General features: G+C 72.1%; 16 protein-coding genes. 12 read left to right on the top strand and 4 right to left on the bottom strand.

The window, feature by feature from the left end:
- Window positions 1-12 precede the first annotated feature (12 nt).
- The 3 genes from J421_RS24465 to J421_RS24475 form a co-directional block, all read right to left on the bottom strand.
- Window positions 13-1191: an L-rhamnonate dehydratase gene (locus J421_RS24465; protein ID WP_025413747.1), complete on the bottom strand. Its 1179-nt coding sequence runs from the start codon at window positions 1189-1191 to the stop codon at window positions 13-15.
- Window positions 1188-2507 carry an MFS transporter gene (locus J421_RS24470; protein ID WP_025413748.1) on the bottom strand — a complete coding sequence of 440 codons (1320 nt, stop codon included), beginning with the start codon at window positions 2505-2507 and terminating at the stop codon, window positions 1188-1190. The genes J421_RS24465 and J421_RS24470 overlap by 4 nt, the downstream gene beginning before the upstream one ends.
- Before the next feature lie 97 nt (window positions 2508-2604).
- A complete protein-coding gene (locus tag J421_RS24475) occupies window positions 2605-3798 on the bottom strand; it encodes an aldose epimerase family protein (protein WP_025413749.1) in 1194 nt (397 codons plus the stop codon).
- A 107-nt stretch (window positions 3799-3905) separates the two neighbouring features.
- Here J421_RS24475 and J421_RS24480 point away from each other — a divergent pair, with 107 nt between their 5' ends.
- The 8 genes from J421_RS24480 to J421_RS24515 all read left to right on the top strand — a co-directional run bounded on the left by J421_RS24480 (window position 3906) and on the right by J421_RS24515 (window position 14931).
- On the top strand, window positions 3906-7286 hold the full coding sequence (locus J421_RS24480) for a VPS10 domain-containing protein (protein ID WP_025413750.1): 3381 nt from the start codon (window positions 3906-3908) through the stop codon (window positions 7284-7286).
- 210 nt (window positions 7287-7496) lie between these two features.
- Window positions 7497-8768, top strand: a complete 1272-nt coding sequence (locus J421_RS24485; protein ID WP_025413751.1) for a M24 family metallopeptidase — start codon at window positions 7497-7499, stop codon at window positions 8766-8768.
- A 56-nt stretch (window positions 8769-8824) separates the two neighbouring features.
- The gene (locus J421_RS24490; protein WP_025413752.1) at window positions 8825-9571 is read left to right on the top strand and encodes a GntR family transcriptional regulator; all 747 of its coding nucleotides are present in this window, start codon (window positions 8825-8827) and stop codon (window positions 9569-9571) included.
- Window positions 9568-11031 carry an aldehyde dehydrogenase family protein gene (locus J421_RS24495; protein ID WP_025413753.1) on the top strand — a complete coding sequence of 488 codons (1464 nt, stop codon included), beginning with the start codon at window positions 9568-9570 and terminating at the stop codon, window positions 11029-11031. The genes J421_RS24490 and J421_RS24495 overlap by 4 nt, the downstream gene beginning before the upstream one ends.
- 53 nt (window positions 11032-11084) lie before the next feature.
- On the top strand, window positions 11085-12053 hold the full coding sequence (locus J421_RS24500) for a proline racemase family protein (protein WP_025413754.1): 969 nt from the start codon (window positions 11085-11087) through the stop codon (window positions 12051-12053).
- Between the two features lie 54 nt (window positions 12054-12107).
- On the top strand, window positions 12108-13271 hold the full coding sequence (locus tag J421_RS24505; RefSeq protein WP_104023253.1) for an NAD(P)/FAD-dependent oxidoreductase: 1164 nt from the start codon (window positions 12108-12110) through the stop codon (window positions 13269-13271).
- Window positions 13272-13348: 77 nt separating this feature from the next.
- Window positions 13349-13624 (top strand): (2Fe-2S)-binding protein, encoded by a 276-nt coding sequence (locus J421_RS24510; protein ID WP_025413756.1) that lies wholly within the window; start codon window positions 13349-13351, stop codon window positions 13622-13624.
- Window positions 13624-14931 (top strand): NAD(P)/FAD-dependent oxidoreductase, encoded by a 1308-nt coding sequence (locus J421_RS24515; protein ID WP_025413757.1) that lies wholly within the window; start codon window positions 13624-13626, stop codon window positions 14929-14931. The genes J421_RS24510 and J421_RS24515 overlap by 1 nt, the downstream gene beginning before the upstream one ends.
- Before the next feature lie 162 nt (window positions 14932-15093).
- Here the strand turns inward: J421_RS24515 and J421_RS24520 are convergent, their stop codons facing one another.
- A complete protein-coding gene (locus J421_RS24520; RefSeq protein WP_025413758.1) occupies window positions 15094-16062 on the bottom strand; it encodes a dihydrodipicolinate synthase family protein in 969 nt (322 codons plus the stop codon).
- A gap of 129 nt (window positions 16063-16191) precedes the next feature.
- Between J421_RS24520 and J421_RS24525 the strand changes: the two genes are divergently transcribed.
- The 4 genes from J421_RS24525 (at window position 16192) to araD (ending at window position 21604) form a co-directional block, all read left to right on the top strand.
- On the top strand, window positions 16192-17244 hold the full coding sequence (locus J421_RS24525) for a proline racemase family protein (RefSeq protein ID WP_025413759.1): 1053 nt from the start codon (window positions 16192-16194) through the stop codon (window positions 17242-17244).
- 140 nt (window positions 17245-17384) lie between these two features.
- On the top strand, window positions 17385-19187 hold the full coding sequence (locus J421_RS24530) for a hypothetical protein (RefSeq protein ID WP_148306519.1): 1803 nt from the start codon (window positions 17385-17387) through the stop codon (window positions 19185-19187).
- 34 nt (window positions 19188-19221) lie between these two features.
- Window positions 19222-20907 (top strand): ribulokinase, encoded by a 1686-nt coding sequence (locus tag J421_RS24535; protein ID WP_025413761.1) that lies wholly within the window; start codon window positions 19222-19224, stop codon window positions 20905-20907.
- The gene (araD, locus tag J421_RS24540; protein WP_025413762.1) at window positions 20897-21604 is read left to right on the top strand and encodes an L-ribulose-5-phosphate 4-epimerase AraD; all 708 of its coding nucleotides are present in this window, start codon (window positions 20897-20899) and stop codon (window positions 21602-21604) included. The genes J421_RS24535 and araD overlap by 11 nt, the downstream gene beginning before the upstream one ends.
- Window positions 21605-21668 lie beyond the last annotated feature (64 nt).

Here is a 21668-nt window from a genome sequence, read left to right on the forward strand (position 1 = left end):
CAATGTCGACGTTCACTCGATCACCTCGAACCGCTCCAGCGACGCCTCGTTCACCGTCAGTCCCAGCCCCGGCACGTTCTCCGGAAGATCGATGAACCCGTCGGTCGGCGTCGGCTCGCCGTCGAAGATGTACCAGAACAGCTCGTTCCCGACCTCGACGTCGACCGGCGGGAAGAACTCCGCCATCGGCGAGTTGAGGCTCGCCATCACGACGTGGTAGTTGTGCATCTGCCCCGCGTGCGGGATCACCGGGATGCCGTGCGCCTCGGCCAGCGCGGCGATCTTGCGCGCCTGCGTGAGACCGCCCACGCGGTTCGTGTCGAACTGCACGTAGTCGAGCGCCCGCGCCTCGAGCAGATCGCGGAAGCCGGCGAGCGTGAACTCGTGCTCGCCGCCGGCGATCGGGATCGACGTGCGCCGCCGGAGCTCCGCGTAGCCGTGCGTGTCGTCGGGGATCACCGCCTCCTCCAGCCACCGCAGCCCGAACGGCTCGAGCAGCGGGAGCATGCGCTTCGCGTAGTCGAGCGACCAGCCCATGTAGGCGTCGGCCATCACGTCCACGTCGTCGCCGACCGTCTCGCGCACGGTGCGCACGAGATCGACGTTGTGCCGCATCCCGGCCGCGCCGTCGGTGGGACCCCAGCCGAAGCGGAGCTTCATCGCACGGTAGCCCTCGCGCTTGTAGCGCGCCGCCTCCGACGCCAGCTCGTCGAGCGGGGTGCTGTACAGCCGGCTCGCGTACACCGGGATGCGCGGCTTCGTGCGGCCGCCTAACAAGCGATACACCGGCTGCCGCGCCGCCTTGCCGAGCAGATCCCACAGCGCGATGTCCACCGCGCTGATCGCGACCATGCCGATCCCCTTCCGGCCGAACGCCATGGTCTTGCGGTACATGTGCTGCCAGAGGAACTCCACGTCCCACGGATCGGCGCCGACCAGCAGCGGCGCGAGATAGAGGTCGATCACCTGCTTCGTGACGCGCGGCGACAGTGCCGCGTTGCCGACGCCCACCAGGCCGTCGTCGGTGAAGATCTCGCACAGCAGCCAGCCGTGGAACGTGAACGTCCCCATGGTCTCGGGCGCGAGCGACGGGGCGACGAGGTCCATCGGGTTCGTGCAGAAGTGGGGCGGCAGCGGGACGACGGGTCCCTTCCACTCCACGACGCGGGTGCGGATCCGCGTGATCTTCATGCGGGTTGCGTGACGGGTTGCCGCTCGGCGAGAGCGGTCGAGAGCGGCCGGATGACGGGGATGCCGACGCACAGGACCGCGAACGCGATCACGTGCAGCGATCCCGAGATCACGAGCGCGGGGGTGTAGCTCTGGCCGTGGTCGCGCAGATACCCGACCACCTGGCCGAGCAGCACGCCGCCCATCGCGCCGCCGAAGCCGACCAGTCCCGCGAGCGTGCCGACGGCACGGCGCGAGATCATGTCGGTCGGGAGGATCATGACGAGCGTGGACCACGACTGCTGGCCGAAGAACGCGAGGCTGAACACGAAGATCACCCAGCCCACGGAGTGCAGCCCCGGCACGAGCATCACCCACGGCATGAGTGCCGCGCTCGCGCCGAGCGCGATCTTGCGCGCCGCGTTCACCGACAGGCCGCGCGCGAGCAGCCGGCTCGAGAGCGCGCCGCCGCACACGGAGCCGACACCCGACGCCGCGTACGGGATCCAGCCGATCGCGCCCGCGGTCCTGATGTCGAGGTGGAACGCGTCGAACAGGTACTTCGGGAGCCAGAACAGGTAGAAGTACCACGCGCCGTCGCTCAGGAACTTCGCGAGCACCACCGCCCACGTCTCGCGGTGGCGCAGCAGCGCGCCTAACGGAGAGCGCTCCACCTCCGCCGGCGCGGTCGCCGGCTCGGCCGGCGTGCGATAGACGCGCCACCACCACAGGGTCCAGAGCAGGCCGAGCGCGCCGGTGAGGAAGAAGACCCACCGCCACGGCGCGAGCCCGAGCCAGTCCACGCGCGTGAGCACGAGCGCGATGAGCGGCGGCGCGGCGACGGCGCCGACGGCGGTGCCGGCGTTGATCATCCCCATCGCGGTGGAGCGCTCGGTCACCGGAAACCACTCCGCCACCGCGCGCGTCGCCGTGGGAAAGCCGCCGCCCTCGCCGACGCCCAACAGCAGGCGACTCGCGCCGAGCATGAGGACGCCGAAGGGGAGGCCGAGCAGCGCGGGCATGCCGTGATTGCCGGCGAGCCCGTGGCTCGCGCACGCCAGCGACCAGAAGAGCATGATGACGAGGAACCCGCGCCGCGTCCCCTGCGCGTCCACGAACCGCCCGCCGCCGAGGTACATCAGCCCGTACGTGATCAGGAACGCCGAGTCGAGCGACGCCTTCGTCTCGTTCGAGATCGCGATGTCGCGCTGCACCGCGGCGATCGCCCACGGGAGCGTCTGCCGATCGAGATAGCTGATCGCGATCGCGACGGTGACGAGGAGCGCGATGCGCCACCGGCGATGCTCGATGCTTCGATCCGGCGGGCGTGGCTCCATGCGCGGGACGGCTCCTCGGGTGTGGGACGCGGATCGCGCCGATGTCGCGGATACTCGTGCTCGTTCCGATTCGTTGAGCACCGGCTTCTCCGTCGAATCAGCGCGATCCGCGTGATCCGCGTGATCCGCGACTCGACCGGGGAGTCGTCCGTGTCGAGGAGGCCGGACCCGGCGCGACGGAGAAGCGGTAGATCGTCGTCGACCGGAACGTCTCGCCCGGTCGCAGCACGATCGACGGGAACTCGGAGTGGTGGATCGCGTCCGGGAAGTGCTGGGTCTCGAGCGAGAACCCCGCGTGCCGCTGCAGCACGATCCCGCCGACGCCCGTGAGGCTTCCGTCGAACCGGTTGCCGGTGAAGAGCTGCACGCCCGGCTCGGTGGTCCACACCTCCATCGCGCGCCCCGACGCCGGCTCCTCGACGCGCGCCGCGAGTCGCAGCGTGCCGTCGGCGGAATCGATGACGAAGTTGTGGTCGTAGCCGTTCGTCGCGCCGTCGTACGCGCCGATGCGCTCGCCGATGCGATGCGGGCGCGCGAAGTCGAGCGGCGTGCCCGCGACCGCGGCGAGCGCGCCGGTCGGGATCAGCGCCGCGTCCACCGGCGTGTAGCGGCTCGCGTGCAGCGTGAGCACGTGATCGAGCACGGTGGCGCTCCCGGCGCCGGCGAGGTTGAAGAAGCTGTGATTCGTGAGGTTGACCGGCGTCGCGCGGTCGGCGGTCGCGGTGTAGTCGAGGCGGAGCGCGTCGTCGTCTCCGAGCGTGTAGGCGACGGTGACGTCGAGCGTGCCGGGGTAGCCCTCCTCGCCGTCGGCGCTCGTGTACGAGAACGCGACGCCGTGGTCGACCGGTCGGGCGCGCCAGACGCGCTTGTCGAAGCCGCGGGCGCCGCCGTGCAGGTGGTGCGGCGGCCGGTTCGCGGCGAGCGCGTAGTCGCGGCCGTCGAGCGTGAAGTGCGCGCCGGCGATGCGGTTCGCGACGCGGCCGAGCGTGGCGCCCATGTAGTAGCCCGAGGCGACGTAGTCGTCGAGCCGGTCGAAGCCGAGGACGACGTCGGCGCGCCGGCGGTCGCGGTCGGGGACCCACAGCTCGGTGAGCGTGGCGCCGTAGGTCGTGACCGTCGCGGCGGTGCCGCGGGCGTTCGTGATCGTGTAGCGGTCGACGGCCTCGCCGGCGGCGGTGGTGCCGAAGGCGCGGCGCTCGACGCGGGAGCGCGGCGTGGGGTCGCGCGGGGGTGCGGCGTGGCAGCCGGCCGCGAGGAGGACGGCGGCGATGCCGAGGGTGGGGCGGCGCATCGCGGCCGGATATAGTATCCAATAGCCGGCGCCGCAAGCGCGACTCGCGAGATCCCGGTTCGCAGGATACAATATCCACACCCTCACCCCGCCCGCGAGGCGTCTCGATGCGTCGTCCCCTCCGCTCCGCGCTCGCCCTCCTGCCGGTCCTGCCCCTGCTCGCGACCGCGCTCGCCGCTCAACCGCGCGGTGGCGGCGCGCCGCGCGCCCCCGCCCAGGATCCGTTCCGCTTCCAGCTCCTCGGTCCCGCGGGCGGCGGACGCTTCGCCGCCGTCGCCGGCGTCCCCGGCGATGCGCGCGTCCTCTACCTCGGCGCCGCGTCCGGCGGCGTGTGGAAGTCGAGCGACTCCGGCGCGACCTGGCTCCCCGTCTTCGATCGCCAGCCCGTCCAGGCGATCGGCGCGCTCGCCGTCGCGCCCACCGCGCCGAACATGATCTGGGCCGGCACCGGCGAGGCGTGGGCCATCCGCGACGCCGACGTCGTCGGCGACGGCGTCTATCTCTCCACCGACTCCGGCGCGACGTGGACGAACATGGGGCTGCGCGAGACCGGCCGCATCGGCCGCATCGTCGTCCACCCCACGAACCCCAGCACCGTCTACGTCTGCGCGCTCGGCCGCGGCACCGGGCCGCAGCAGGAGCGCGGCGTCTACCGCACCACCGACGCCGGCAAGACGTGGCAGCGCGTGCTGTTCGTCGACGAGAACACCGGCTGCTCGGGGCTCAACATCGACCGCACGAACCCGAACGTGCTCTACGCCGGCATGTGGCAGATGGTGATGCACACCTTCGCCATGTACAGCGGCGGCCCGTCGAGCGCGATCTACAAGAGCACCGACGGCGGCGGCACGTGGACGAAGCTCGCGCACGAGGGCCTGCCGAAGAGCCCCGTCGGCAAGATCGACGTCATGGTCGCCCCCACCGACTCGCGCCGCGTCTACGCGCTCATCCAGACGAAGGACCAGGGCTCGCTCTGGCGCTCCGACGACGCCGGCGGGAGCTGGCGCGTCGTGAACTGGCAGCGCGGGCTCATCGGCCGCGCGGGCTACTACATCAAGCTCGACGTCAGCCCCGTCAACGCCGACGAGATCATCGTCGCCAACAGCTCCGTGTGGCACTCCACCGACGGCGGGAAGAGCTTCGCCGAGGTGCCGTGGGGCGGCGACACGCACGACATCTGGTGGGACGCGAAGAACCCCGACCGCTTCGCGATCACGAACGACGCGAGCACGCGCTTCACGAGCGACCACGGACGCACGTGGCTCACCGTGACGCTCCCGATCGCGCAGATGTACCACGTCGCCGTCGACGACCAGGTGCCGTACTGGGTCTACGGCAACCGGCAGGACAACGGGACCATGCGCGGGCCCTCCACGGGACCCGAGCGCGTCGAGGGGACGCGCGGCATCCCGGCGCCGGAGGTGTTCGGGACTCGGGCCTCGGGACTCGGGACTCGTCCGCCCCGAGTCCCGAGTCCCGAGGCCCGAGTCCCGGGCGTCGACAGCACCACGCCGCGTCAGCCCGGCGACACGACCCGCCCCGCGCAGAGCGATCCCGGCGCGCCGGGCGGCTTCGGCGGCGGCGGCTTCGGCGGCGGCGCGGGCGGCGGCTTCGCGCCCACGACGTGGGACCACGGCATCGGCGGCTGCGAGTCGGGCTTCACGCTCCCCGACGTCACGAACACCGACATCGTGTGGGCGAGCTGCTACGGCAACACGGTCACCCGCTGGGACGCGAAGACGAAGACCGCGCGCTCCGTCGCGCCGTGGCGCCACACGCTCGACTCGCCGCCGCAGGAGCTGAAGTACCGCTGCCACTGGACGCCGCCGCTCGCCATCGACCCGTTCGATCACGAGACGGTGTACTACGGCTGCCAGGTCGTCTTCAAGACGAACGACCGCGGCCAGACGTGGAAGGTGCTCAGCCCCGATCTCTCGACGCGCGATCCGTCGCGCATCGTCTCGTCGGGCGGCATCGTCGAGGACAACCTCGGCCAGTTCTACGGCGAGGTGGTGTTCGCGATCGCGCCGTCGGAGGTCCAGCGCGGCCTGATCTGGGCCGGCACGAACGACGGCAAGATCTGGAACACGCGCGACGGCGGCGCGACGTGGAACGACCTCACGAAGAACGTCGCCGGGCTTCCGGCATGGGGCACGGTGCGCAAGATCGAGCCGTCGCACTTCGACCCCGCCACCGCGTACGTCGCGGTCGACGTGCACATGATGGACGACCGTCGGCCGTACATCTACAAGACGAGCGACTACGGCAAGACGTGGAGGAATGTCACCGGCGACCTGCCGGCCGATCACCCGCTCGCCTACGTCATGGCCGTCGCCGAGAACCCGAACCGGAAGGGGATGCTGTTCGCGGGTACGGGGCACGGCTTCTACTACTCGCTCGACGACGGCGCGCACTGGACGCAGTTCCAGGACGGGCTCCCCGCCGCGCCGGTGTCGTGGATCGTGACGCCGAACAAGCGGTGGCACGACGTGGTGGTGTCGACGTACGGGCGCGGCGTGTACGTGCTGCGCGACATCGCGCCGCTGGAGCAGAAGGACCGCGTCGTGGCGAGCGCGCCGGTGACGCTCTATCCGCCGCGCGCCGGCTACCGCGAGGCGCGCAGCGGCCGCGCCGACATCTCGTTCTCGCTCGCGCAGGCGACGCCGCGTCCGGTGAAGCTCGAGATCCTCGACTCCACGGGCGCCGTGATCCGCACGCTGCAGGTGCCGACGCGCGCCGGCATGAACCGCGCGACGTGGGACCTCCGCTACGAGCCGCCGAAGCGCCCGGAGCTGCGCACGGTCGCGCTGGAGAACCCGCACATCTGGGAGGAGCCGCGCTTCCGCAACCAGCAGACGCGCCCGATCACGCACTGGGGGATCCAGCAGCCGCAGGGGCAGGGGCCGCTCGCACTCCCCGGCCGCTACTCGGTGCGCCTCACCGTCGACTCCGCGTCGCGTGCGCAGACGCAGCCGCTCGTGATCATCAAGGACTCGCAGATCGCGAGCTCCGTCCCCGACCTCGCCGCGTCGACGCGTGCGCAGCTCCGCATCCGCGACGACATCGACACCACGGTCGCGATGATCAACAAGCTGGAGACGATGCGGAAGCAGATCGAGGACCAGCGCAAGGCGAACGCGGGCAACGCCGACGTCCTCGCGTCGCTCGACGCGCTGGAGAAGAAGATGCTCGACGTGGAGCTGCAGCTCGTGTCGAAGTCGGACCTCAACAGCGACGACAAGTACTACGTGGAGCGCTACCGCGTGTACATGAACCTGATCTGGCTCTCTGGCGAGGTCGGGAGCGGTGCCGGCGACGTCGCCGGCGGCGCCGAGTACCGCCCCACCGACGCGTCGCTCGCCACGCTCGCCGACATCGAGAAGGATCTCTCGGCCGCGAAGAGCGCCTACGCGCGGCTGCTGCGCGAGGACGTGCCGGCGTTCAACAAGGCGATGAGCGGGAAGATCGCCACGATCGCGATCATGTGACGTTCGACGCGCCGGCGCATGACTCCACGTACGTGTTCTCGTTGGACTGAAGAGGGACTGAAGGAGGACTGAAGCAGGACTGAAGCAGGACAACAACAAAGACGTTGTGTTTGGTCCTTCTTCAGTCCCTCTTCAGTCCTCCTTCAGTCCTCCACGAACACGTACGTGGAGCCCAGCCCGGCGAGCATCCACCGCGCACTCCGACCGCCCATGCGCCGCCGCGACTTCTGGAAATCGACGTTGGGCCTCCTCGGCGCTTCCGCGCTCCCGCGCGGCGCGCGCGCCGAGATGGCCGACGACTGCGACCTGCCGGCGCCGATCGCGAAGCTGACGCCGATGACGGCGGGGATCGTGAAGATCACCGACGACGAGCGGCGGGCGCGGATCGAGAAGGCGCGGCGGCTCATGACCGAGCACGGGATCGACGCGCTCGTGCTGGAGCCGGGGTCGAGCCTGTTCTACTTCACCGGCGTGCAGTGGGGGCTCAGCGAGCGGCCGTTCGTCGCCGTGCTCCCGGCGAAGGGCGACCTGGCGTACGTCGCGCCGGGGTTCGAGGAGGCGCGGGCGCGCGAGCAGACGCGGTTCTCGAACGATGTCCGCGTGTGGCAGGAGGACGAGAGCCCGTACCGCGTGGTGGCGCAGATCCTTCGCGAGCGCGGCGTGGGCACGGGGCGCGTCGGCGTCGAGGAGCGCATGCGCTTCTTCGTCGTCGACGGCGTGCGGCGCGAGCTGCCGCAGGCGACGTTCGTCGAGGCGGTGCCGGTCACGGCCGGCTGCCGCATGATCAAGTCGCCGGCGGAGATCGCGCTCATGCAGCGCGCGAACGACGTCACGCTCGCCGCGTACAAGGCCGCGTTCGCGACGCTGCACGAGGGGATGACGCAGTTCGAGTTCCAGCGCAACGTCGAGAGCGCGTTCGCGCGGCTCGGCGTGCCTAACGGGTCGGCCGGCGCGCAGTTCGGGCAGTACTCGGCGTACCCGCACGGCAGCGTCACGCCGCAGAAGCTGCGCGCGGGCGACGTGGTGCTCGTCGACGGCGGGTGCAAGGTGGAGGGGTACTCGTCGGACATCACGCGCACGGGCGTGTTCGGCACGCCGTCGAAGCGGCAGCGCGAGGTGTGGGATCTCGAGCACCGCGCGCAGGACGCGGCGTTCCGTGCGGCGCGGCCGGGCGCGACGTGCGAGTCGGTGGACGCGGCGGCGCGCAAGGTGATCACCGATGCCGGCTTCGGTCCCGACTACAAGGTGCCCGGCCTGCCGCACCGCACCGGGCACGGCATCGGCCTCGACGGGCACGAGTGGACGAACTTCGTGCGCGGCAACACGACCGTGATCCAGCCCGGCATGTGCTTCAGCGACGAGCCGATGATCGCGATCTACGGCGAGTTCGGGATCCGGCTCGAGGACTGTCTGTACATCACGGAGAGCGGGCCGCGCTTCTTCACCGCGCCGGCGACGTCGATCGACCGACTGTTCGGCTGACCGTCTTCAGGATATTTTATCCGCAGCCCCCCGCCGACCCTCAGCTCGGAGCCCCGATGGCACGACGCTCCACCGCCGATGCATCGCCCCGCACGACGCCGCTCGCTCCGCCGCCATCGCGCGGCGCCGAGCCGCGCGTCCTGCCCATCCAGCGGCAGACGCTCACGAGCATGACGCTCGACGCGCTCCGCGAGCGCATCCTGCACGGGACCTATCCCGAGGGCGAGCCGCTGCGCCAGGACGCCCTCGCCGAGGAGCTCGGCGTCAGCCGCATCCCCGTCCGCGAGGCGCTCCGCCAGCTCGAGGCCGAGGGGCTCGTCACGTTCAACCCGCACCGCGGCGCCGTCGTCTCCACGCTCTCGCTCGGCGAGATCGAGGAGCTGTTCGACCTCCGCGCGCAGATCGAGACCGAGCTGCTCCGCCGCGCCATGCCGCAGGTGCGCGCCGAGGACATCGCGCGCGCGAAGGACGTGCTCGACGCCTACGAGACCGCGCTGCGCAACGGCGACGTCGCGTCGTGGGGCGCCATGAACTGGCAGTTCCACTCCACGCTGTACGCGCCCGCCGACCGCCCGTTCACGCTCACCGTCGCGCAGAAGCTCCACCAGCAGTGCGACCGGTACCTGCGCATGCAGCTCGCCCTCACCCACGGCGAGATGCGCGCGAACGACGAGCACCGCGGCATCCTCGCCGCCGTGCGCAAGCGCGACGCGAAGCGCGCCGTGCAGCTGCTGCGCGACCACATCGTCGGCGCGGGACGGCTGCTGCACGACTTCCTGCAGAAAGAACGGAGCGTGTCGTGACCGGATCCAGCGTGAAGGGCGTGGGGAGCGTGAAGCTCGAGCACTTCATCAACGGCGGCTGGCGCGCCGGCGACGCCGCGGGGTGGCGCACCCACGTCAACCCGAGCGACTCCGCCGACGTCGTCGCGGAGGTGCCCGTCGGATCCGCGGCCGACGTCGCGCTCGCCGTCGATGCCGCGAGCGAGGCGCTCGAGACGTGGCGCGCGCTCCCCGGCCCGACGCGCGCCGAGCATCTCTACCGCTGGGCCGCCGCCATCGCCGACCGCCACGAGACGATCGCCGAGGCGATGATGCGCGAGGTCGGCAAGCCGATCGGCGAGTCGCGCGGCGAGACGACGCGCGCCGTCGCCATCCTGCGCTACTACGCCGGCGAGGCGGTGCGCGCCCTCGGCGACGTGATCCCCGCGCAGGCGCCGGGCGCGCTGCAGTTCACGCTGCACGAGCCGTTAGGCGTCGTGGCGCTCATCACGCCGTGGAACTTCCCGCTCGCCATCCCGCTGTGGAAGGCCGCGCCCGCGCTCGCGTTCGGCAACACGATCGTGCTGAAGCCGGCCGAGGCGGCGTCGCACACCGCGGTGCTGCTGGCCGAGGCGGCGGCCGCCGCGGGGCTCCCGGCCGGCGTGTTCAACGTCGTGCTCGGGACCGGCTCCGCGATCGGCCCCGCGCTGCTGCAGGCGCCCGCCGTGCGCGCGGTGAGCTTCACGGGCTCCGGCGGCGTCGGCGCGCAGGTCGCGGCCGCCGCGGCGGCGCGCAACATCCGCTACCAGACGGAGATGGGCGGGAAGAACGTCGCCATCGTCCTTCCCGACGCCGACCTGCGTCAGGCCGCGACGCTCACCGCGGCCGGCGCGTTCCGCTACGCGGGGCAGAAGTGCACCGCGACGAGCCGCGTCGTCGTCGCGCGCGAGGTGGAGGCGCCGTTCCTCGACGAGCTGCGCCGGCAGGTGGCGTCGCTCCCGTTAGGCCCGGTGAGCGATCCGTCGGCCGCGGTGGGTCCGGTCATCAGCGAGGGCTCGCGCACGTCGATCCTCTCCGCGCTCGACGGCTTCGACGCCGAGATCGTGGTGCCGGTGCCCGACGCGCCGGAGTACGCGCGCGGCTGGTTCGTGCCGCCGACGCTCGTGCGCAACGCCGCCGTCGACTCGTCGCTCGCCCAGAACGAGTTGTTCGGCCCCGTGCTCGCGTCGTTCGCCGCCGAGGACCTCGACCACGCGATCGAGCTGGCGAACTCCACGCCGTACGGGCTGAGCGCGTCGCTGTTCACGCGCGACATCCGCAGTGCGCTCCGCTACATCAATCGCATCCACGCCGGCCTCGTACGCGTGAACGGCGACACGACAGGCGTGGACCCGCACGCGCCGTTCGGCGGCATGAAGGGATCGAGCTCGGGGACGCGCGAGCAGGGGCCGGCGGCGCGCGAGTTCTACACGGAGATCAAGACGGTGCAGATAAATCCATGACAGACGCTCCACGCTCCACGCTCCACGCTCCACGCTCGACATCTCCCGCGACCATGCCGAGCGTGGAGCGTGGAGCGTCGAGCCTCGAGCGGATCCATGTGGTCGACAGCCACACGGAGGGCGAGCCCACCCGCGTCGTGATCGACGGCTGGCCGCTCCCCGACGGCGCGACGATGGCCGAGCGCCGCGACGTGCTGCGGTCGCGGTTCGATCATCTGCGGCGCGGCGTGGTGCGCGAGCCGCGGGGGAGCGACGCGGTCGTCGGTGCGCTGCTCACGCCGCCGGTGAACGAGGGCTCGGCCGCCGGGATCGTGTTCTTCAACAACGGCACGTACCTCGGCATGTGCGGCCACGGCCTGATCGGCGTCGTCCGCACGCTCGAGCACCTCGGCCGCCTGACGGTCGGCACGCACCAGTTCGACACGCCGGTCGGCACCGTGCGCGCCGAGCTCGCGGCCGACGGCACGGTGACCATCGAGAACGTGCCCGCGCGGCTGCACGCGCGCGACGTGTCGGTCGAGGTGCCCGGCTACGGCACGGTCACCGGCGACGTCGCGTACGGCGGCAACTGGTTCTTCATCACGCACGCGCATCCGGTCGCGGTGGACGTCGCGAACGTGCGCGAGTTGACGCGCTTCACGCAGGCGGTGCAGGACGCGCTCGACGCCGCGGGACTCTCGCGCGTCGACGGCGGCGGCGCGATCGACCACATCGAGATCTCCGCCGAGTCGGAGCAGGCGGACTGCCGCAACTTCGTGCTCTGCTCCGGCGGCGAGTACGACCGCTCGCCGTGCGGCACCGGCACCTCGGCCAAGCTCGCGACGCTCCACGCGCGCGGCGAGCTCGCCGTCGGCCAGCCCTGGCGCCAGGAAGGGATCGCGGGCGGCGTGTTCACGGGATGGCTCGCGCCTAACGACGCGGGCGAGATCGTGCCGTTCGTGCGTGGCACCGCGTACGTGACCGCCGAGTCGACGCTGATCCTCGACCCGAGAGATCCGTTCCGGTTCGGGATCGGCGGGTGACGTGCCTGGCCATGTCGCACGCGGAGGCGCGGAGAAGGCGGAGAACGGATAGCCATGCGCCCTGATGCCATCGTCGTCGGCGCCGGCATCGTCGGCGCCGCCTGCGCGCGGGAGCTCGCGCGCGACGGCCGCAAGGTGCTGGTGCTCGACGCGTCGTTCGCGTCGTCGGGCACGACGGCGGCCGGCATGGGGCACCTCGTGGTGATGGACGACTCGCCCGAGCAGCTCGCGCTCACGTCGCTCTCCGTGTCGCTGTGGCGCGAGCTGGCGCCGTCGCTGCCGCCGTCCGTGGAGTACGAGCCGTGCGGCACGGTGTGGGTCGCCGCCGACGAGTCGCAGCTCGCGGCCGTGCGCGCGAAGCGCGACGTGTACGCGTCGGCCGGCATCGCGAGCGAGGTGCTCGGCCCGCGCGAGCTCGCCGCGGTCGAGCCGTACCTGCGGCCGGGGCTCGCCGGCGGGCTGCTCGTGCCGGGCGACGCCGTCGTGTATCAACCGCGCGCGACGACGTGGCTGCTCGAGCAGGCGCGCGCATCGGGCGCGGTCGTGCGCGAGGGGTGCCGCGTGGACGCGATCACCGAGCGCGCCGTCGTCTGCGCGGGCGAGACGCTGCGCGCCGACGTGATCGTGAACGCCGCGGGCGCCGAGGCCGCGCGCCTGACGCCCGAGCTGCCGATCGTGCCGCGCAAGGGACACCTCGCCATCACCGACCGCTACCCGGGCACCGTGCGCCACCAGCTCGTGGAGCTCGGCTACCTCGCGAGCGCGCACGTGATGACGACCGAGTCGGTCGCGTTCAACGTGCAGCCGCGCGCCACGGGGCAGCTGCTCGTCGGCTCGTCGCGCGAGCTCGTCGGATGGGACGGCTCGATCAACCGGAGCGTGCTGCGCCGCATGCTCGACCGCGCGGCCGAGTTCCTCCCCACGCTCGCCGACCTCTCGGTGATCCGCACGTGGACCGGCTTCCGTCCGGCGACGCCGGACAAGCTGCCATTGATCGGCGCGTGGCCGGCGATCCCGGGGATGTGGATCGCCGCGGGACACGAGGGGCTCGGCATCGCCATGGCGTTAGGCACGGCGCGCCTGCTCGCCGATCTCGTCGCGGGACGGACGCCGCCGATCGACGCGGCACCGTTCGCGCCGTCGCGCGTGCTCGATGCGGCGACGATGGACGAGGCGTCGCACGCCGGGGCCGGGCTCCATGACGAGCACATTTCCTAGAGGTTTGGTAACGGATCGACTGATCCGCCGATCCGCGGCCAGACACGAGGAGCCTTGCATGCACATGGAGTTCTGAGATGGCGCACCCGAAGCACCACGATCCGACGACGATCGCTCTCACGCTCGACGGCGAGACGCTGCTCGTGCGCGAGGGCGTCTCGCTCGCCGCGGCGCTGCTCGACGCGGGCGTGCGATCCTTCCGCCGATCGGTGTCGAGCGAGTCGCGCGCGCCGCTGTGCGGCATGGGCATCTGCCACGAGTGCCGCGTTACGATCGACGGCGTGCCGCACCGGCGCGCGTGCCTCGTGCCCGTCGCGGCGGGAATGGACGTGCGCACGGGAGGCGCCGCGTGATGCACGGGTTGGGCGCCCGCGACGTCGTCGTGGTCGGCGGCGGGCCGGCGGGGATCGCGGCGGCGACGCGCGCCGCGGAGTCGGGTGCGCGCGTGGTGCTGGTCGACGAGAGCCCGCTGCCGGGCGGCCAGATCTGGCGTCACCGCACCGACGCGCCGGCGGCCGCGCGACCGTGGCTCGAGCGGCTGCGTCGCTCCGGCGCGACGCTCATGGCGAGCAGCGCGGTGATCGACGCGTGGGCCGAGCCGTCGGACGACGGCGAGCTGCTCGCGCTCGCGGTCGAGCGCATCGCCGCGGGCGACGGCGCGTCCGCCGGTGCGCCGAGCGTGGTGCGGACGCACGCGGTGGTGCTCGCGACCGGGGCGCGCGAGCGGTTCCTCCCGTTCCCTGGCTGGACGCTGCCCGGCGTCGTGGGCGTCGGCGGCGCGCAGGCGCTGCTGAAGGGCGGCACGTCGTTCGCCGGCCGGCGCGTGGTGATCGCGGGGAGCGGTCCGCTGCTCCTCCCGGTCGCGGCGGCGCTCAGCGGGGCGGGCGCGCGCGTGGCGCTCGTCGCCGAGCAGGCGCCGTTAGGCCGCGTGGCCGCGTTCGCGGCCGGACTGTGGCGCCGCCCGCGCGCGCTCGTGGAGGCCGCACGCTACCGCGCCGGCTTCCGCCGCACGCCGTACCGCGTGGGAGAGTGGGTCGCGGCCGCGCACGCGGGTGCGAACGGCGCTCTCGCCGCGGTGGAGGTGACCGACGGGACGCGCGTGCGCACGCTCGACTGCGACCTGCTGTGCGCCGGCTACGGCCTGGTGCCGAACACCGAGCTGGCGCGACTGCTCGGCTGCCGCACGCAGGCTGGCGCCGTCGTCGTCGACGCGCGACAGGCGACGACGCGCGCGGGGGTGTTCTGCGCGGGCGAGCCGACCGGCATCGGCGGCGTCGACCTCGCGCTCGTCGAGGGAGAGATCGCGGGGCTGTGCGCCGCGGGGCGCGACGACGGCGCGGCGGCGCTGCACGGTCGCCGCGAGGGGCTGCGCGCGCTCGCCGCGGCGATGGACCGCGCGTTCGCGCCGCGGGCCGAGCTGCTCGCGCTCGCGCGTCCCGACACGATCGTCTGCCGTTGCGAGGACGTGCCGCTCGGCGCGATCGAGCCGGGGTGGTCGGCGCGTCAGGCGAAGCTGCAGACGCGCGCCGGGATGGGTCCCTGTCAGGGACGCGTGTGCGGCGCGGCGCTCGAGCTGCTGCGCGGCTGGCCGGCTGATGCCGACTCCGTGCGTCCGCCCATCGCGCCCGCGTCGCTCGGCACGCTGCGGCGCGTGCAATGAGCGGTCTCACGTGGAGACGCGGAGCGTGCGGAGAACTGCCTTGGCAGTGTGAATGAACCACAGAGGACGCAGAGGGCCGCAGAGGAAACCAACAGCGATTGGTTCTCCTCTGCGGCCCTCTGCGTCCTCTGCGGTTCAGACTCGAAGAGACCCTTCCTCAGCTCACCGCCCCGCCGCGACCTTCGCCGAGCCGCCCTGGCCGTTGCTGGCGCCGTGGGCCGACGCGTTAGGCAGGGGGGGGCGGCTCGCCAGGCGCTCGCGGACGAGCTTCAGTGCCTCGTCGCGCTCGGCGCCCTCGAGCGGGAGGCGCGGGGGGCGCACGGTCTCGGTGCCGCGGCCGACCTCGGCCTGCACGAGCTTGATGAGCTGGACGAACTTCGGCACGGTGTCCATGCGGAGCAGCGGCAGGAACCAGTGGTAGAGCGCGTGCGCCTCGGCCCAGCGGCCGTCGCGCGCGAGCTCGTACACCCGCACCGACTCGACGGGGAGCGCGTTCACGAGGCCCGCGATCCAGCCGGCGGCGCCCATCGCGACCGCCTCGACGATCATGTCGTCGAGCCCGGCGAAGACCGCGAGGCGGTCGCCGAGCGCCTCACGGACGGCGGTGACGCGCCTAACGTCGCCGCTCGACTCCTTCACGGCGTGCAGGTTCTCGTGCCGCTCGGCGAGCTCCGCGAGCTGCTCGGGGAGGACGTCGGTGCGGTAGGCGATGGGGTTGTTGTAGAGCATGCACGACAGCCCCGTCGCGTTGATGATCGCGCTGTAGTGCTCCCGCGCCTCCGGCCAGTCGCTGTAGTAGACGTAGGCGGGGAGGGCCATGATGCCGTCGCAGCCGACCTGCTCGGCGGCGCGCGCGAGGGCGACGCACTCGGCGGTGGCGAGGCCGGCGATGCCGGCGACGACGGGGACGCGACCGGCGAGCGTGCGGACGCACGTCTCATTGACGGCGACCTTCTCCTCGAAGGAGAGCGTCGCGGCCTCGCCGAGGGAGCCGCCGGTGACGATGCCGGTGCAGCCGCTATCGACGAGCCAGTTGACGTGATCGGCGAGCGCCGCGTGGTCGACGGTGAAGTCGTCCCGGAGCGGGGTGGTGATGGCCGGGATGACTCCGGTCCACTGGGGCTGTTCCATCGGCATGGGCGCAGGGGCGGGGGTGGCGGATATTGTATCCATCCGCTCGGGGTGTGGCAATAGGCGGGGTTGCGGGAGGCGGTCCCACGGATATTGTATCCGATTCCTGTCCCCTCGGAGAGCCCCCGCGTGCGACTCACCAGCGCGATCCACGCCGTCGACGCCCACGCGTGCGGCGAACCGGGCCGCGTCATCGTCGGCGGCGTCCTCGACGTCCCCGGCGCCACGATGTTCGACAAGATGCAGCACCTCGCGACCCACATGGACGGCCTCCGCCGCCGCATGCTCCGCGAGCCGCGCGGCTACCCCGCCGCGAACTGCAACCTCGTCCTCCCGCCGACGCACCCCGACGCGCAGGCCGGCTACGTCATCATGGAGCAGGTCGAGTACCCTGGCATGTCGGGCACGAACACGATGTGCGTCGCCACCGTGCTGCTCGAGACGGGGATGCTCCCCATGCAGGAGCCGGTCACGGAGCTCGTGCTCGAGGCGCCCGCGGGGCTCATCCGCGTCCGCGCCGACTGCTCGAACGGCAAGGTGACCCGCGTCACGTTCCGCAACGTGCCCGCGTTCGCGACCCACCTCGACGCCGCCGTCGAGGTCCCGCACCTCGGCACCGTACGCGTCGACGTCGCCTACGGCGGCATGTTCTACGTCATCGCCGACGCCGAGCCGCTCGGCCTGCGTCTCACCGCGGACGAGGGGCGCGACATCGTCCGCGTCGGCGAGATGATCAAGGCCGCCGCCCGCGAGCAGCTGCCGGTGCGACACCCCGAGCAGCCGGGCTTCGAGGGGATCACCATCGGCCAGCTCTCGGGCCCACCGCACGACGCGGACAACGACATGCGCAACGCGGTGATCGTCTCCACCGGCACGCTCGACTGGGAGAAGCCGTCGACGTGGACCGGCGCGATCGACCGCTCCCCGTGCGGCACCGGCACCGCCGCGCGCATGGCCACGCTCCACGCGCGCGGCCGGCTTCCGCTCCACCGCGACTTCCGGCACGAGGGCGTGTTAGGCACCGTCTTCACCGGCCGCCTGCTCGAGGAGACGTCGGTCGGTCCGCACCGCGCCGTCGTCTCGTCGATCAGCGGCACCGCGTGGATCACTGGCATGGCCACGTACGTCGTCGACGCCGACGATCCGTTTCCCGAGGGGTTCACCGTGGGGGACATCTGGTGAGCACTCGCGATGTCTCGCGCGGAGCACGGCTTCTCACGCGGAGCCGCGGAGAACGCGGAGCACTGCAACACAACGTGTTGGTTTTCTCCGCGTTCCCCGCGGCTCCGCGTGAGCATACTCAGCGCAACCGAGTCCGACCCATGACCTGCCCTTCCCGCAGCCTTCGCACGCTGACATGCGTGGCGCTCCTCGCCGCGTGCTCCTCCGGCTCGCCCGCTCGCACCGACGTCACCGTGAACCGCGCCGTCACGCACGACGTCTCGGCGCCGCTCGCGGCCGGCGCGCCGCCTAACGCGCTCGCGCCCGAGAACGAACGCGAGGAAGAGTCGGCCCGTCCGGTGAGCCACGACGTGCCGCCGGGCGGCGCGGCGGTGGAGCAGACGGCCGAGGGGACGCGGCCCGCGGCGACGGTCGTCGCGAGCTTCGACGGGCTCGGCGTCGGATTCACGGGGCCGCAGGGCTACATGCCCACGCTCCGCAATCCGTCCGACAACACGCTCGCCGTCGGGCCCGACCACGTCGTGCAGATCGTCAACACGCGCATGGCGATCTACACGAAGAGGGGGAAGCTGTACGACACGACGGGCAAGGTGCTGTACGGCCCCGTCGAGACGCGCACCGTGTTCCGCGGCTTCGGCGGCCCGTGCGAGCAGCGCAACAACGGCGACGCCGTCGTGCGCTACGACCAGCTCGCGAACCGGTGGCTCGTCGTCATGCCGATCTTCTCGCGCGTCACCGACCGGCCTAACGAGCCGCCGCCGATGCAGGCCGGGCCGGCGCAGCGCACCGTGCCCGGCCGACCGGGACAGCCCGGCGCCGCCGTGCGCCTGTACGTCCCCGAGCCGACGCCGCCGCCCGCGCCGCCCGCGCCGGGCGACACCGGCCCGCGCCGCCAGGGCCAGCGCCCGCCGCAGCCGACGACCGGGTCGTACGCGATGTGCTACGCGGTGAGCACCGGTCCGGATCCCATGGGCTCGTACTACCGCTACGAGTTCGTGCGCCCGCTCTTCCCCGACTACCCGCGTCCCGCCGTGTGGCCCGACGCGTACTACGTGCCGACGAGCACCGGCGACGAGGTGATTCAGAAGCACACGTGCGCCGTGGACCGCAAGCGGATGCTCGCCGGGCAGGACGCGACCGAGCAGTGCGTCGTGATCGACGGCGTGAACTTCCTGAACAACGCGGACCTCGACGGCACGGCGCTGCCGCCGAAGGGCGCGCCGAACATCGTCCTCGCCGCCGGCGGCACGCAGCTGAAGAAGGTGATGGAGGACTCGGCCATCTACGCGTGGAAGTTCCACGTCGACTTCGACGACCCGTCGAAGACGCGCCTGGACGGGCCGCAGACCATCGCCGTCGCGCCCTACCACTACCTGTGCGACGGCCAGCTCACGAGCTGCGTGCCGCAGCCGGGCACCGACCGCCGGCTCGACGCGCAGGGCGACAAGCTCATGGCGCGCGTCGTCTACCGTCGCGTCGGCGGCCGCGAGATGGTCGTCGCGACGCACTCGGTGAACACGAGCGCCGGGGGCGGCGGCGTGCGCTGGTACGAGCTGCGGCCCGACAAGCACCGCGACCTCTCGCTCGCGCAGCAGGGCACGTACGCCCCGGGCGGCTTCTATCGCTGGATGGCGAGCCCCGCGATCGACAAGAAGGGGAACATCGGCATCGGCTACTCGTTCGGCGGCCTGCCGCACTTCGCCGGCCAGCGCTTCGCCGGCCGGCTCGCCGGCGATCCGCCCGGCGTGCTCACGCTGCACGAGACGGTGCTCGTCGAGGGCGAGGGCGCGCAGGCCAACACGCTGCGCTGGGAGGACTACACCCAGACCGCCGTCGACCCGAGCGACGACTGCACGATCTGGTACGTCGGCGACTACTACCACAAGGACGCGCCGAGCTACTCTACACGCATCGCCGCCGTGCGCATGCCCGGCTGCCGCTGACTCCTGCCCTCACGCCCTCCTGCCCTCCTGCCCTGTGTATTCGTTAGGCATCGACTACGGCACCAACTCCGTCCGCGCGCTCGTCGTCGACGTCGACACGGGCGCGGAGCTCGGGACCTGGGTGTACGACTATCCATCGGGACAGAAAGGGATCCTGCTCGACCCCACGGACCCCGACCTCGCCCGGCAGAACCCGCGCGACTACCTCGTCGGCCTCGAGGGCGCGGTGAAGGGCGCGCTCGCGCGCGCCGCCGAGCATGACGGGTTCGACGCGTCGCGCGTCGTCGGCATCGGCGTCGACACGACGGGGTCCACGCCGATCCCCGTCGACGTCCTCGGCCAGCCGCTCGCGTTCCAGGAGCGGTTCCGCACGGAGCTCGACGCGTACGTGTGGCTGTGGAAGGACCACACCGGCCACGCCGAAGCGCGTCGCATCACCGAGACCGCGGCGCGGATGCGCCCGCACTACCTCGCGAAGTGCGGTGGCACGTACAGCGCGGAGTGGTACTGGGCGAAGATCCTGCACTGCCTGCACTCGTCGCCCGACGTGTTCGACGCCGCGCACACGTGGGTGGAGCACGCCGACTGGATCCCCGCGATCCTCACCGGCACCGAGCGCCCCGCGGCGCTGCGCCGCTCCGTGTGCGCGGCCGGGCACAAGGCGATGTACCACCGCGAGTGGGGCGGCTACCCGGATGCCGAGTTCCTCGCCGCGCTCGACCCGCGGCTCGTGCGGCTGCGCGACGCGTTGCCTAACGAGGCGCACAGCGTCGCCGACGCGGCGGGCGGTCTGACGGTGGAGTGGGCCGGTCGGCTCGGCCTCCCGACCGGGATCCCGGTCGCCGTCGGCGCGTTCGACGCCCACCTCGGCGCCGTAGGATCGGGCATCCGGCGCGGCACGCTCGTGAAGATCATCGGCACGTCGACGTGCGACCTCATGATCGCGCCGCTCGACGCGGACTGCGCCGACGTCCCGGGGCTGTGCGGCGTCGTGCCCGAGTCGGTGCTGCCGGGACAGTTCGGCCTCGAGGCCGGGCAGAGCGCGGTCGGCGACATCTTCAACTGGTTCGTCGAAGGGGTGAAGCCGGCGGGGAAGGGGCACGCCGAGCTCACCGCGGAGGCGGAGCGGCTGCGCCCCGGCGAGAGCGGGCTGCTCGCGCTCGACTGGCTGAACGGCAACCGCACGGTGCTCGTCGACCAGCGCCTCACGGGCATGATCCTCGGCCTCACGCTGCACACCACGCCGGCCGAGATCTACCGCGCGCTCGTCGAGGCGACCGCGTTCGGCGCGCGCGTCATCATGGAGCGCTACGAGGAGTACGGCGACGCGGTCGATCGCATCGTGAACTGCGGCGGCATCTCCGACAAGAACCCGTTCGTCATGCAGATCTACGCCGACGTCATGGGACGCCCGGTGCAGATCTCGCGCAGCGCGCAGACGTGCGCGCTTGGCGCCGCGGTGGCGGGCGCCGTCGTCGCCGGCACGGACGCCGGTGGACACGACTCGTTCGACCGAGCGATGCAGGCGATGACCGGCGTGCGCGACACGGTGTTCGAGCCGGTGCCCGAGCGGCGCGCGGTGTACGACCGGCTGTACGCGCTCTACCGTCGCCTGCACGACGCGTTCGGCGTGCCGGGCGCGAACGGGGACCTGTACGACGTCATGAAGGATCTGCTCGACATCCGCGACGAGATGCGCCGGGAGTCCCATGTCGCATGACGCGCTGCGCGAGCAGGTGTGCCAGGCGAACCTCGACCTCGTGAAGGCGGGGCTCGTCATCCTCACGTGGGGTAACGTGAGCGGCGTCGATCGCGACGCCGGCGTGATGGCGATCAAGCCGAGCGGCGTCGCGTACGACGCGCTGCGGCCGGAGGACATCGTCGTCGTGTCGCTCGACACCGGCGACGTGGTCGAGGGCTCGCTCCGTCCGTCGTCCGACACGCCGACGCATCTCGTGCTCTACCGCGAGTTCCCGCGCATCGGCGGCGTGGCGCACACGCACAGCGCCGCGGCGGTGAGCTGGGCGCAGGCCGAGCGGGACGTGCCGTGCTTCGGCACCACCCACGCCGACCACTTCCGCGGCTGCGTTCCCGTGACGCGCCGCATGCGCGCCGACGAGATCCGCGGCGCGTACGAGCACAACACGGGGCTGCTGATCGCCGAGTCCTTCCGCGAGCGCGGCCTCGACCCGTCCGACGTGCCCGGCGTGCTCGTCGCCGGCCACGGGCCGTTCGCGTGGGGCCACGACGTGCCTAACGCCGTCGAGAACGCCGTCGCCCTCGAGGCCACCGCCCGCATGGCGCTCGACACGCTGCGCATCAACCCCGACGCGCGCGCGATCGACGACACGTTGCTCGAGCGTCACCACCGCCGTAAGCACGGCGCGGAGGCGTACTACGGCCAAGGCAAGGCTTGAACCGCAGAGGACGCAGAGGAGAACCACGTTGTTGGTTTCCTCTGCGGCCTTTGCGTCCTCCGCG

It is taken from the genome of Gemmatirosa kalamazoonensis, from assembly GCF_000522985.1.
In the GTDB taxonomy this organism is placed as follows: domain Bacteria; phylum Gemmatimonadota; class Gemmatimonadetes; order Gemmatimonadales; family Gemmatimonadaceae; genus Gemmatirosa; species Gemmatirosa kalamazoonensis.